The sequence below is a fragment of the Neoalteromonas facilis genome, assembly GCF_002807665.1.
GTDB classification, from domain to species: Bacteria; Pseudomonadota; Gammaproteobacteria; order Enterobacterales; family Alteromonadaceae; genus Alteromonas_E; species Alteromonas_E facilis.
Genome location: NZ_PEAY01000001.1, coordinates 629868 through 643661 on the forward strand (window position 1 = coordinate 629868; position 13794 = coordinate 643661).

Annotated in this window: 9 protein-coding genes; 4 read left to right on the top strand and 5 right to left on the bottom strand. The window is 46.5% G+C overall.

The genetic code is table 11. The features are described from left to right. The first annotated feature begins 8 nt into the window (after positions 1–8). The 3 genes from mfd to CSH93_RS02865 are packed head-to-tail and all read left to right on the top strand — an operon-like array spanning position 9 to position 5595. Positions 9–3506 (top strand): transcription-repair coupling factor, encoded by a 3498-nt coding sequence (gene mfd, locus CSH93_RS02855; protein WP_100641697.1) that lies wholly within the window; start codon positions 9–11, stop codon positions 3504–3506. Beyond that, entirely contained in the window at positions 3503–5065 is a 1563-nt protein-coding gene (locus tag CSH93_RS02860; protein WP_100641698.1) for a CsiV family protein, read from the top strand. Before mfd ends, CSH93_RS02860 begins: the two co-directional genes overlap by 4 nt. Next, the gene (locus CSH93_RS02865; protein WP_100641699.1) at positions 5062–5595 is read left to right on the top strand and encodes a cob(I)yrinic acid a,c-diamide adenosyltransferase; all 534 of its coding nucleotides are present in this window, start codon (positions 5062–5064) and stop codon (positions 5593–5595) included. The genes CSH93_RS02860 and CSH93_RS02865 overlap by 4 nt, the downstream gene beginning before the upstream one ends. 3 nt (positions 5596–5598) lie before the next feature. Here CSH93_RS02865 and CSH93_RS02870 read toward each other — a convergent pair whose 3' ends face one another. Both CSH93_RS02870 and nagZ read right to left on the bottom strand, forming a co-directional pair. Then, positions 5599–7002 (bottom strand): SLC13 family permease, encoded by a 1404-nt coding sequence (locus tag CSH93_RS02870; protein ID WP_100641700.1) that lies wholly within the window; start codon positions 7000–7002, stop codon positions 5599–5601. Continuing rightward, the gene (gene nagZ / locus CSH93_RS02875) at positions 6999–7994 is read right to left on the bottom strand and encodes a beta-N-acetylhexosaminidase (protein ID WP_420807240.1); all 996 of its coding nucleotides are present in this window, start codon (positions 7992–7994) and stop codon (positions 6999–7001) included. The genes CSH93_RS02870 and nagZ overlap by 4 nt, the downstream gene beginning before the upstream one ends. Positions 7995–8095: 101 nt before the next feature. On the opposite strand from nagZ, the gene CSH93_RS02880 reads away from it, so the two are divergent. Further along, on the top strand, positions 8096–10384 hold the full coding sequence (locus tag CSH93_RS02880) for a penicillin acylase family protein (RefSeq protein WP_100642322.1): 2289 nt from the start codon (positions 8096–8098) through the stop codon (positions 10382–10384). On the opposite strand, the gene CSH93_RS02885 is transcribed toward CSH93_RS02880, so the two are convergent. The 3 genes from CSH93_RS02885 to pheT form a co-directional block, all read right to left on the bottom strand. Continuing rightward, on the bottom strand, positions 10362–10943 hold the full coding sequence (locus tag CSH93_RS02885) for a hypothetical protein (protein WP_100641702.1): 582 nt from the start codon (positions 10941–10943) through the stop codon (positions 10362–10364). The two genes, CSH93_RS02880 and CSH93_RS02885, sit on opposite strands and share 23 nt — an antisense overlap. Before the next feature lie 149 nt (positions 10944–11092). After that, positions 11093–11392 carry an integration host factor subunit alpha gene (locus tag CSH93_RS02890; protein ID WP_100641703.1) on the bottom strand — a complete coding sequence of 100 codons (300 nt, stop codon included), beginning with the start codon at positions 11390–11392 and terminating at the stop codon, positions 11093–11095. A gap of 7 nt (positions 11393–11399) precedes the next feature. Next, positions 11400–13787 carry a phenylalanine--tRNA ligase subunit beta gene (pheT, locus tag CSH93_RS02895; RefSeq protein WP_100641704.1) on the bottom strand — a complete coding sequence of 796 codons (2388 nt, stop codon included), beginning with the start codon at positions 13785–13787 and terminating at the stop codon, positions 11400–11402. Positions 13788–13794: the final 7 nt, after the last annotated feature.

The window sequence follows — 13794 nt, forward strand, 5'->3', positions numbered from 1 at the left end:
TTTAATTCATGAAACACTCGATATTCGATCCTGAACTACCAAAGAAAAAAAATAAGCAAGTCGACTTATTACAGTGGGGCCAGCTGCCTAAAAGCAGTGCAGCGCTTGCGATTGCCAATGCAGCAAGCAAACATAAAGGCCCTACGTTACTGGTTACCGCAGATACACCCAGTGCGCTTAGATTAGAGCGCGAAATCCAGTTTTTTGCTAAGCCCAATGCTCTCAGCATTAAGGTGTTCCCAGATTGGGAAACCTTGCCATATGATACCTTTTCGCCGCATCAGGATATTGTCTCTCAGCGCCTTGAAACCCTTGATACGCTCTCAAATGCTGCTGACACCTTAGTCATTGTCCCGATCAATACCTTGATCCAACGACTTGCGCCAACAGACTATCTGGACCAATACCTACTATTGTTAAAAACCGGGCAAACGCTCGACATTCAGGCGTTTAGACGCAAATTGGAAAAAGCCGGTTACTTGCACGTTAATCAGGTCATGAGCCATAGCGAATTTTCGGTGCGTGGTAGTATTATTGACTTGTATCCGATGGGCAGCGAACTCCCATTCAGGATCGACTTATTTGATGACGAAATTGATTCTATTCGCTTGTTTGATCCAGAAGATCAGCGTTCGTCAGATAAAGTTGACGAAATCAGACTTTTACCCGCACGTGAGTTCCCCACCGACAAACCGGCCATTGCTCGATTCAGAGAACAGTATCTAACTCATTTTGATGCGGTAAGTTCCAAAGAATCGATTTTTCACCGAGTAACGACCGGTAGTGGCGTTCTTCCGGGGGGCATTGAATACTATCTACCGCTATTTTTCGAGAGCACATCAACATTATTTGACTACTTAAGTGATAACACACAAGTATTGATGCACGGTGATATTAATGATGCTTGTGAATTTGTCTGGGCAGACATTCAACACCGTTATGAACAACGTCGTTATAACCCCGAACGCCCACTGCTGCCCCCTTCATCCTTATACCTAACGGTTGAGGAACTTTTTGCACAATTAAAGTCGTGGCCACGGGTCAAAATATCGCCCGTAGACGTGGATGATAAGCCCGGCCAAATGAATTTTGCAGCGCAGTATGTAGATGATATCGCGCTACAGCCGCAACACAAGGAACCAGCTCAACGCCTACGGCAACGTATTGAGGACGTTCTATCTCGTGGTGGCAGAGTTTTATTTTGTGCTGAAACCATAGGGCGCAAGGAAAACTTATTAAACATCCTTAAAAAAGCCCATATCTCACCGGTGCAGGTCGATCATCTCGACGCTTTTATTCAGCAACACGGTGCCATTGGTTTAACCATCGGCAATGTGGAAAACAGTTTCCACCTGCAATATAGCGATGGTGAACTGTTATTTATCACTGAAACCGAACTGCTCGGCCACAAAGTAAGCCAACGACGCAGGCGTGACAAACAGAAAGCCACGGATGAATCGGCTGTAATACGTAACCTCGCTGAACTAACTGAAGGACAACCGGTTGTTCATATAGAACATGGTGTTGGTCGTTATATTGGGTTACAAACCCTTGATGCCGGTGGTGTCACAACAGAATACCTCACCATTGAATATGCCAAGGGCGCAAAGCTTTACGTGCCTGTTGCAAGCTTGCATTTAATTAGTCGCTATAGTGGTGGTGACCCAGATCATGCACCACTGCATGGACTCGGCTCCGACGCATGGAGCAAAGCCAAGAAAAAAGCAGCCGAAAAAGTACGTGACGTAGCCGCACAACTACTCGATGTATATGCACGAAGAGCCGTAAAGCCCGGGTTCGCCTATACCATTGACTGGCAAGAGTATCAGCGTTTTGCAGACAGTTTTCCCTTTGAGGAGACGGTGGACCAACAGCAGGCTATTAGCGCTGTAATCAACGATATGGGCCAACCCAGTGCGATGGACAGACTGGTTTGTGGAGACGTAGGCTTTGGTAAGACCGAGGTTGCTATGCGAGCAGCTTTCTTAGCGGCAAATCAAGGCAAGCAAGTTGCAATCCTTGTTCCTACAACGCTTCTAGCGCAACAACACTATGAGAACTTTAAAGATAGGTTTGCTGATTGGCCGTTTAATATTGAAGTCATGTCACGTTTTGTGGGTACTAAGCAAACAAACCAAGTATTGAAAGGGTTGGCAGAAGGTAAAGTTGATATCGTTGTTGGAACACATAAGCTGATCCAGGATGATGTGAAGTACCATGATCTGGGGCTGGTGATTATTGACGAAGAGCATCGCTTTGGCGTGCGTCAAAAAGATAAATTCAAATCGTTGCGCGCTGATGTTGATATCTTAACACTGACCGCCACTCCTATTCCCAGAACCTTAAATATGGCCCTAAGTGGTATGCGCGACCTATCCATCATCGCCACACCGCCGGCCAAACGCTTGTCGATTAAAACCTTTGTGCAACAACGCGACAAAGAAGTGATCAGAGAAGCGGTCATGCGGGAAATACTGCGTGGTGGGCAAGTGTATTTCCTCCACAACGAAGTCGACAGCATCGAAAAGACCGCCCAGGAAATAGCCGAAATAGTCCCCGAGGCAAGAATTGCTATCGGACATGGTCAAATGCGTGAGCGAGAGCTCGAACAAGTGATGAGTGATTTTTATCATCAACGTTTTAACGTATTAGTCTGTACGACTATCATCGAGACGGGTATCGATGTCCCTTCAGCCAACACCATCATCATGGATCGTGCAGATCATTTAGGTTTGGCTCAACTTCACCAACTTAGAGGTCGTGTAGGCCGATCTCATCACCAAGCGTATGCCTATTTGCTGACGCCTCATCCTAAGCGCATGACCAAAGATGCGACCAAACGGTTGGAAGCGATTGCCAATTTGGAAGATCTCGGCGCAGGTTTCCAACTGGCGACTCACGATTTAGAAATACGTGGCGCAGGAGAGCTATTAGGTGATGACCAATCCGGTCAGATCGCAAGTATTGGCTTCACCCTGTATATGGACATGCTTGAGCAAGCTGTCGAAGCGCTAAAACAAGGCAAAGAGCCATCTCTAGATGCTGCCTTGGCTGAACAAACAGAGATTGAATTACGTATACCCGCGCTATTCCCTGATGATTATATCGGGGATGTTAGCACTCGCCTTTCATTGTATAAAAAGCTGGCCAGTTGTGCCTCAAAAGTCGACATCGATAATCTGCAGATTGAACTGATTGACCGTTTCGGTATGTTGCCCCCTGCTGCGAAAAATTTGGTCGCTATTGCAGAATATAAATTACAGGCCAAAGACATCGGCATCACCAAAATAGATATGGGCAGTCAATCTGGTAGCATAGAATTTGCAGAAGATACCAAAGTGGATCCAGGATACATTATTCAATTGGTGCAAACTCAGTCAAAGCAATTCCGCTTCGATGGCCCTACCCGATTGAAGTTGGTAAATACACCAAGCGATGCGCAAAAGCGTCTGGATATGGTATCTTCCATGTTGCAATCTTTTACTAAGGAATCCAGGCCTACATGATGTTGTCTCGCTACACGTTCTGGTCAGCGTTAAAATCCACTTTGCGTGCATCTTCACTTGTGTTGTTAAGTACAATGGTGACTCATCAGGTCAGCGCACAGGAACAAGAATGGTGGTTTGATATAGAAGTCATCGTGTTTGAGCGTCAACATGAAATGCCGGTCGAGGAACACTTTGATCCTGTCGAAACCATTCCATCGAATTGGGATAGCGATCTTATAAGCCGCGCACTGACCCCCAACGTCGCAAGCCTATTGCCATTGCTAGAAGCGTGTGAAGTTGTCGAGCCACTGCCATCAATAGAGAGCATAATTGAGAGCTACAACGCCTATGTTGCAGCACAAGAAGCACTGGCTGAAGCTGAGCGGGAAGAGGCTCTATCAACAGCATTAAACGCTGATAGTGTAGATGCCGTTGACGCGTTGATTGAGCTAGAAAATAGTGAAGACGATTTACTAACCATCCCTGCTGATGAGACGCAACTAGAAGGTGAAGAGCTGACGGATACCTCTGACTCAGCGCTAGAAATTGACTTTCTTAGGGATGAGGTAACGTCAAATACGCAGTTACCGGAAGCGTCCGATTTAGCCTTTGAAATTGAACCCTATTCCACTCGGTTTCAAGCTTATATTGATACGCTGCCAGCTTTAGAGCCAGTAAAACTTCCGACTCGAATTAATTGCATTCTGGACTCTGAATATCTGGATGGTAGTGAGGGACAGCTCTATGCCTTTGACACTACTTTACCGCGCAAAGCACAAATACCAGTGAACATTGACGGAGTGGAATGGTTCCGTGCGTCAGAGGCTCATTTATTGCCTAATACGTTAAGAGAGTTGAACGACTTTGCTAGAGGCGTTAATCGACAGAAAGATCATAAAGTCTTATTGCACACATTGTGGCGTCAGGAAGTTAAGTTCGGTCGTGATGTAGCAGATAGCATGCGTTTAATCGCTGGCCCCGATTTATATTTACCGCTATACGAGAAGGCGCGAGCAGACGCTCAAATTGAGCAAAATAATATGCAAGATGCAATCGAAGCCGCTACTGACGAAATTGAAACTGTCTCTGCGGATGACGAGAATCCTGACTATTTAGCCGATACCCTAGCGGCACTATCACATCAAACCCTGACTCCGGAACAAGAAAAGCAACAGGCTTTATTTGATCAACTCCCCGCCCTATTAGACGCACCTGTTTCAAGCAATATTGTTGCTGAGATATTGCGTAGCGATGAGAAAAGCGATGACCTATTGGCAACTTATGAAACACCTTTATGGCAGATAGACGGCGAGTTTAAAGTGTACTTGCAATACATTAACCGCGTCCCGTACTTACATATCGACAATGATTTGGTTTATCAACGTCCTACTGCATATGCAGAAAACGGTTTACCAACAGCGTTTGAAGCAATTGAACTCAAACAACTGCGTCGTGTAATCAGTCAACAAGTGCACTATTTCGACCATCCATTGTTTGGCATTGTGGTACAAATACGTCGACACCAAAGGCCTGAACCTGAAGTGGATGCGTTGCTAACGGATACGTTGTCGCAATGAAGATCTATACCAAGCAAGGTGACGGTGGCACAACACAGATCTACACCAAAGACACACTTAGGGTTCGAAAAGACGACGCGATATTAGAAGCATATGGAACGCTTGATGAATTGAACGCTCACATTGGCCTACTGTCTTGTTACTTAGGCACTGACAATGTCGCGTTAGCAAGCTATGTTCAAGAGCTACAACATATACAACGTGATTTGTTCACTATCGGCTTTGCAATTTCAGATTCCAGTACATTGGAATCTGAGCGCGTGACCATGCTCGAAGATGCCATCGATAAAATGCAGCAGAGCCTCCCCGCACAAACGCACTTTATATTGCCCGGCGGCACACAAAGCGCTGCTCAAGCCCATGTTTGCAGAACGGTTTGCAGAAGAGCTGAGCGCGTATTGGTGCATTTACACACTGAGCACGATGTAGCGCCGAACGCGCAACAGTACCTTAACCGATTATCTGACTATTTATTTGTCATGGCACGATTGTGCAATCATGCCAATGGTGTCAGCGATATTCCGGTGTAATCTCTACGCGCTAAACTGCAAACTGATAACGCCTGCTGCAATCACTGCCACGATAACATTCAACAAGGCCCCTTCTTTGGCCATCGTTGAGATGTCAATTTTTCCCGTCGCATACACAATCGCATTCGGTGCCGTTGCAACCGGTAACATAAAGGCACAACTTGCACTAATTGCGGCAGGGATCATTAACAATGCAGGATCGATATTATTGGCCATAGCAGCACTGGCTAAGATCGGCATTAGCAACGTAGCCGTTGCCGTATTCGACGTGATTTCAGTCAAGAAACTAACGGCCAAACATATCCCCAATACAAGCAGCACTATAGGCAAAACAGTCAAACCGGACAACGCCTCGCCAATCAATTGACTCAAACCACTGTGCGTAAAAGCACTGGCAATACAGATACCGCCAGCAAAGAGCAACAACATACCCCACGGGATGTATTGTGCCGTTTGCCAATCCAACAAGTATTCAGGCTTTTTAGTTTCGGGATTAGTTTCACCCGATGGAATTAGGCACATCGCGACAACACCAAGCAATGCGACCGTGCTATCGCCAATACCCGGCGCGCCAAGGAATGCCGACCAATATGGACGAAACACCCATGCCATGGCAATAAAGGCAAACACGATAAGTACACGGCGTTCAGGTGATGACCATGCGGGCTGTTCAGGGATCGGGGTGTGCGCGAGCTCTCCTATTCCTCTGGTTAGCCATAGCGCCATGATCGGAATGGCCAGTACTACGATCGGTACGCCGTACTGCATCCAATCAAGGAATGTCATCTGAATACCAGTAAACTCCTCATAAACACTCATAAAGATAATGTTAGGAGGCGTTCCAATCGGCGTTCCTACACCGCCTAAACTCGCGGCATAGGCTATCCCCAATAACAATACAATAGCCAGTCTAGGTTGATTCAAATGTGCGACTACCGCTAAACCAAGAGGAACTAGCATCAGCGTCGTAGCGGAGTTTGAAATCCACATACTGAGCACTGCTGCGGTTAGCATAAACGCCAATACAATACGCCGAGCACTGTGCGTCCCTGTAAGACGTAACATGTTAAACGCAAGACGCACATGAACACCTGACTTTTCCAATGCCTTAGATAGCATGAAGGCACCCATCAATAATACAATGACATGATTGCCCAATGCCGAGGCTGCGGTTTTATGGTCAATAACCCCCGCTAATGGGAACGCAACAAATGGGATCATAGACGTAACAGGGATTGGCATGGCCTCCGTTACCCACATCGTCCCAACGAGCATTGTGATAGCTGCGGTTAAGGCAATAATACTGGGTTGTTCCGTAAATGAAATTGCAACGAAGGTTCCACTCGACAACACCAGTGCTAGTGCCACCATTGGCCACTTCACCCAATTTTGTTGTACTTCACTCATGCCTCAAGCTCCTGAATTTGTTCTAATTGTTTTAAAGCGTGTTGATAAAGGCTATTTCTATGTGACGCGGGTACGCTACGCGCTTTTAATTTGCTCGCTCGTGTAATTTTATCGACTTTACTACCCAATGATTCAAGCACTGTAATTGCATCATCTCGATTATTGCACACCAATGCCATATCACAGCCTGCGTTGAGTGCTGCTTGGGCTCGTGAGTCGGCATTTCCTGCCACAGTAGCGGCATGCATGGATAGGTCATCAGAAAATATAACGCCATTAAAATTCAACTGACGTCGCAGAATGTTTTGTAACCATATAGATGAGAATCCGGCAGGATGTTGATCAACCGCCGGGTAAATCACGTGCGCGGGCATCACCGCATCAAGTAATTTCATTTCATTTAGCCGAGAAAAAACATGCATATCGGTACATGCAATCGTATCAAAATCGCGCGGATCAACAGGTATATCAATGTGTGAATCAGCCTTAACGGAACCGTGACCTGGAAAATGTTTTCCGGTAGAAGACATCCCCATACTGCGCATGCCGAGTATAAAAGCTTCAGCTAAATGAATAACCTGATTGGCATTTGTTGCAAATGCTCGATCGCCGATAACCTCTGAAATTGCGTTAATATCCAGTACGGGTGCGAAAGAAACATCAATATCCATTTGCGTCATTTCAAAACCAATGACCACGCCACAGGCTTTAGCAAGCACAGCGGCATGCTCAATTGAACCATTTGCTAAAGGCAGCAAAGTCCCCATTGCGGGTATACGTGTGAAGCCATCACGAAAACGTTGGACTCGCCCTCCTTCCTGATCAACCGCAATCAAAATATTGGGTGACTCATCCCTTATCGCATTGATCAATAATCTGAGTTGCTCTGGATTGTCGTAATTTCGGGAGAATAAAATCAGTCCCCCCACCTGAGGGTGACGGAGAATTTCCTTATCCTCTTCGGTCAACGATTGACCGGCAATATCAAGCATAACTGGACCCAAAATACGACTACTCCTGTATTTAACGCTTTGCTTTAGGCAATTGCCTCGATAGGATGAGACAACAAATTGAAACTATACGAAAAACTACCATGAAACGCATCTTGATTGCAGTAAGTGTATTACTGCTTCTATGTATCAGTGGCCTGTACTTAAGCCTGTCCCTAAGCCTTCCCTCACTTAACGATGATCGTGTTGCCCCCGTCTCTGCTAAAACCAGTGTTCATCGGGATGCAAAAGGACATACTCATGTTGAATCCGCCAGTCGCGTCGATGCCGCTTATGCGACCGGATTTGCGCATGCCCAAGACCGACTGTTTCAAATGGATCTATTCCGCCGCAGCGGTGCCGGTGAAATTGCTGAGCTGTTTGGAGAAGCGGCAATTGAAATGGACAAGCGTGCCCGCTTTCATCAATTCCGTCAACGAGCGCATTCGGTACTATCCTCATTACCACAGGACCAATTAGCCGTTTTAAACGCGTACGCGCAAGGGGTAAATGACGCAGCAGCACAGTACACCCTGTTACCCTTTGAGTATTTACTGCTGGGCGCACAGTTTAAACCATGGCTACCCGAAGATTCTTTGCTCGTGGTGTATAGCATGTACCTTGACTTGCAAGGCAGTCAGGTCGAGCGTGATATAACATTCTCCAGAGTCGCTGCTCGATATGGCCAATCCATGGTCGATTTCATGCTATTGCCCAGCAGTTATCAAGCAGCGTTAGATTACACTGATGTAGAGCCGCCGGTTGTTATCGATATCCCTCCACTCCCCACCAATGACAACAAAGACTGGGCAGCCATTCCGATCCCAGAACCAATTGATATCGGTAGCAATAACTGGGCGATCAGCGGTGCCTTAACGTCCTCCGGTGTCCCCATGTTAAGCGATGATATGCACCTCGGATTGCGCGTTCCGCCCATTTGGTATCGACTGTCATTGTCTTATACGCAAGATGATCAAAACGTATCCATCCATGGCGTCAGTTTACCTGGTGCTCCCGGCATTATTGTTGGTAGCAATATGCATGTTGCTTGGGGTTTCACCAATGCCAATCTCGATAACACGGACTGGGTAAAACTGACGGACGATACACCGACCAACACTGTAAAAGAGTTGATTCATACACCTGACGGTCAGCACGAATTGGCTATAGAAATTAGCGAATACGGGCCTGTGAGAACCATCGCAGGACAACGTTATGCCTTGCAATGGGTCGCACATTATCCCTATGCCATTAACCTCAAACATTTGGATCTGGACGCTGTTAAAACTATCCATGAAGCCCGAGACATAGCGTCATCCACTGGCATACCTGTGCAAAACTTTGTCGCTGTTGATGCAGAGGGGAATATCGGCTGGATGCCAGCGGGCGCCGTTACTGCCCGTCAAACACCCACTAATACAGCAATCAATCAAGAAGATGTATCAGACCTGTGGCCACAACGTGAACCGAACCTTCCTGCCGTTATAAACCCTGAACACCAACGCATTTGGACTGCAAATGCACGTGTAATTGGTGTCGATGATTTGGCCCGATACGGTGATGGAGGATATGCAGTCGGCGCAAGAGGCATGCAGATCAGGGATAGGCTATTCGAAAAAGAACAGTATTCTGAAGAAGACTTTTACCTTATTCAACAAGACAACGACGCTCAGTTTCTATCATCTTGGCAGGCATTATTGGTCAATACCCTACGCCAAAGCCCGAATGAATTTGAAACCGATCTTAAGTTGCTAGACCAATGGCAAGCATGTGCATGCAGCTCGTCTGTTGGTTATACCTTGACTAGAAAGTTTCGCAGCGCATTACTCGATCGTTTATTTGCGCCGATTGAGCAGCACCTGCAAACAGAGGGGATGAGTTTAAGACCAGTATTGCGTCATTTGGAGCCAGCATTGAATGCACTACTGGAACAACAACCACCGCAATGGTTGCCATCAGGCTATCAAGATTACCTTCCCTTTTTATTGGATACCTATCGTCAAACGCGCCAATCACTATTGGATGAATATGCCAATGGGCAAATTGAACATATTGATAAGCTCACATGGGGCAACGTCAATGAGTTAAATATCCAGCACCCGTTTAGTCGGGTGATGCCAATCCTTTCGCGTTTTCTTGATATGCCATCCGTACCCGGCTATGGCGACAGTTACTTGCCGGCAGTACAAAACGGAACTCATGGTGCCTCGCAGCGGCTCACTGTGCAACCCGGCCGTGAGAATGAGGCTATTCTGACGATCCCAGGCGGCCAATCTGGCCACCCTCTAAGTGAATTCTATCGCGTCGGTTTTAGCGACTATATGGACGGCGAAAAAACACCGCTGTTACCGTCCGCGCCAATCTATACGATTAGTTTTGAACCGCAGGCGTAGCGCTCTCATTTAACTTTGCTTGCCACAAAGCCAATGCTTGTGCATTGGCTTCCTGCACGTTCAAACGAGCGCCATCATTTTCGTTTTTTTGCGCTTCTATCAGTACTTCAGCAATCGAGTCGAGGGTTTGATCCCGAGCCTCAAATAACGCCTGTACAGCAGGCAATAAATCCTTGGCTTGAGGATATTTCGCCGCGATAGGCTCAAATGCCTCACCGGCGCTGTACGCTTCATCAATTTCGCGTTGAAATGCCCAGCGAGACGCGCGAAAACGAAGGTAATCGATCCCCTTGTCCCCCTCTAAAAAATGCAACTGCTGCTGTTTGTAACCGACTGAGATAGCAGCATCTATCAACCGCGATTGCCATGATTCGAACAGGTCATCGTCATTAAGCGTAAGTGCTTCTAACAAGCCAGCTTGCACATCACTCGCATTAAATAGTTCTTCTAGCAAAATCTGAGGCTCGTCAAACTGCGGCTCTGAATGATTAAATTGGTACACGACAGTAGCAATCACAGCAGCTGCAGCCAATATCCACAACCACAAGTGATATTTCATGGGTTTCTTCTGTTCCATAGTCATAACTGAACTAAAACGTTATTGATTTATATAAGATTTTTGATGACATAATAGCAGACGCACACTTGAACAGTATGCGTCGCATTATACAGCGAGGAAAATAAAACGCGGTATGCGTTTATTTCTGGCTATTGACCTGTCGGTTTAGCGTTTTCTACGCGGCTCTTAAGCTTTTGACCCGGACGAAACGTCACTACACGGCGCGCCTTTATCGGTATATCTTCCCCTGTTTTGGGGTTTCTTCCCGGACGCTCGTTTTTGCTTCTCAGATCAAAATTACCGAACCCTGACAACTTAACTTGTTCACCGGCCTCTAAAGAAGATTTAATCTCCTCAAAGAATGCTTCAACAAGTTCCTTGGAATCTCGCTTGTTCATGCCTAACTTTTCGAACAAGTGTTCCGCCATTTCAGCTTTGGTCAATGCCATTGTCTTGTTACTCTCTTAACGCAGCCCTAAATTCTGACTCAAGACCTGCAACTACTGATTCCACCGCTTGTTGTATTTCGGCTTCTTCTAACGTTTTGCTGGTGTCTTGCAATGTAAGCGATAGAGCGAGGCTTTTCTTTCCAGGCTCTATACCTTTACCTCTGTACACGTCGAACAAGTTTAGGTCAACTAATTGATTTACGCCAATTTTTTCTACATACCCACGTATATCACCAAAATTCACACTTTCATCAACCACGATAGCAATATCACGTCGATTGGCTGGGAATTTGGAAATAGGCTTTGCCAATGGAATGTCACGTTGACTGATCGCGTCAATAAACAACTCGAACGCAAATGTGCGGCCATTTAGACCTAAGGCTTTCTCAAACTGAGGGTGAATTGCACCAACCCAACCGATCACCTTACCGTCTAGCTGAATTTCAGCAGATTGACCTGGGTGTAGCGCACTGTGCTGTGCCGCAACAATCGTAACCTTCTGATTCAAACCACTGATATCTAACAGTGCTTCCACATCGCCTTTGATATCAAAGAAATCAACATGCTGCTCTTTCACTTCCCAATGTGTCGCCAATTGGTGCCCTGCTATCACGCCGGCAATCATAGATTCTTGTCGTAGCCCATTTTCGCCATTTGCATCAGGTATAAAACGCAATCCAGTCTCAAACAAACGCACGCGCGATTGCTGACGGTTTTGATTGTAGCTGACAGCTTGCAACAAGCCCGTCCACAAACTCACGCGCATCACTGACATTTCACTGGAAATCGGATGCGGTAACACTAGCCCTTCTTGGTTCGGGAAAAGCGCTTGTTGATGCTTAGGATCAACAAACGAATAGGTTATCGCTTCAGAATATCCACGTTGCAACAATACGTTTTTCAGCGCAGATGACGATAATTTTGCTTCTCGGCTTGGCAGCATCGCCAATGTGCCGTTCGGCGCATTGTTAGGAATACTGTTGTAGCCGTATACACGTGCAACTTCTTCGATCAAATCTTCTTCTATTGCAATATCAAAGCGGTAGCTCGGCGCTTCAGCTGTCCACTCACCACTAGCAAATTGTACCGACAAACCTAAACGCGTCAGGATTTCTGTCACGGTATCGTCAGAAATATGATGACCTAATACGCGATCAAGACGCTCACGTCGCAGCGTAACTGACGCCATTTGCGGAATATGCTGTTCTGACACGGCTTCCACGATTGGACCGGCTTCGCCCCCGACGATATCGAGCAATAGCTGTGTCGCCCGTTCCATCGCTGTGCGTTGAAGCTGAGGATCGACACCGCGCTCATAGCGATGTGACGCATCAGTATGAAGACCATATTGACGTGCTTTACCAATAATCGCGTCAGGTGCAAAGAATGCTGACTCTAAGAAAATATCCACCGTCTTATTTGTAACACCTGAGTGAAGGCCACCAAAAATACCGGCCATCGCTAATGGTTTAGTGGCATCAGCAATAACCAATGTATTGTCTTTGAGCGTTACCGTGCTCTCATCCAGCAAGGTTAACTGCTCATCTGCTTTTGCGTGGCGAACAATAATCTTTTCGTCGATGGCATTTAAATCAAACGCGTGCATTGGATGCCCTAACTCAAGCAATACATAGTTAGTGATATCGACAACAGGATCGATGCTACGCACGCCGCTACGACGAAGCTTCTCAACCATCCACAACGGCGTCTTTACATCCAATGTAATACCTTTTATGACACGACCTAAATAGCGTGGGCACGCGTCTGGAGAATGAAGTTCAATTTCACGCGTATCATCGATGGTTGAAGCTGCTGCTTCAAAAGACAACGGATTAACATCAAGATTATTCAACACGCCCACTTCTCGAGCGATACCACGCATGCCTAAGCAATCAGCACGGTTTGGTGTTAAATCGACTTCGATAATATTGTCGTCAAGCGACAAGTACTCGATGATATCGACACCAATTGGCGCATCTGTTGGCAGCTCGATAATACCCGAATGGTCTTCGCCCATGCCCAATTCAGAAAAACTACACAACATGCCCAAACTTGGCTGCCCGCGTAATTTTGCTTTTTTGATCTTAAAGTTGCCAGGCAGTACTGCGCCAACTTTAGCCACCGCAACTTTTAAGCCTTGGCGACAGTTAGGTGCTCCGCATACGATATCGAGTAACTCTTCATCACCCACGTTGACTTTTGTCACGCGTAATTTATCTGCATCAGGATGTTGACCACATTCAACAACTTCGCCGACTACAACACCTGAAAACTCACCCGCAACAGGGTCTACACCATCGACCTCAAGACCGGCCATACTCAGCTGCTCAGATAATGCATTGCTATCAAGCGCTGGGTTTACATATTCACGCAACCACTTTTCACTGAATTTCATATTCGTC

Coding starts and splice junctions, on each gene's coding strand:
- pheT (WP_100641704.1), bottom strand. CDS start 13,787: ATGAAATTCAGTGAAAAGTGGTTGCGTGAATATGTAAACCCAGCGCTT.
- CSH93_RS02880 (WP_100642322.1), top strand. CDS start 8,096: ATGAAACGCATCTTGATTGCAGTAAGTGTATTACTGCTTCTATGTATC.
- CSH93_RS02860 (WP_100641698.1), top strand. CDS start 3,503: ATGATGTTGTCTCGCTACACGTTCTGGTCAGCGTTAAAATCCACTTTG.
- mfd (WP_100641697.1), top strand. CDS start 9: ATGAAACACTCGATATTCGATCCTGAACTACCAAAGAAAAAAAATAAG.
- CSH93_RS02885 (WP_100641702.1), bottom strand. CDS start 10,943: ATGAAATATCACTTGTGGTTGTGGATATTGGCTGCAGCTGCTGTGATT.
- CSH93_RS02870 (WP_100641700.1), bottom strand. CDS start 7,002: ATGAGTGAAGTACAACAAAATTGGGTGAAGTGGCCAATGGTGGCACTA.
- CSH93_RS02890 (WP_100641703.1), bottom strand. CDS start 11,392: ATGGCATTGACCAAAGCTGAAATGGCGGAACACTTGTTCGAAAAGTTA.
- CSH93_RS02865 (WP_100641699.1), top strand. CDS start 5,062: ATGAAGATCTATACCAAGCAAGGTGACGGTGGCACAACACAGATCTAC.
- nagZ (WP_420807240.1), bottom strand. CDS start 7,994: ATGCTTGATATTGCCGGTCAATCGTTGACCGAAGAGGATAAGGAAATT.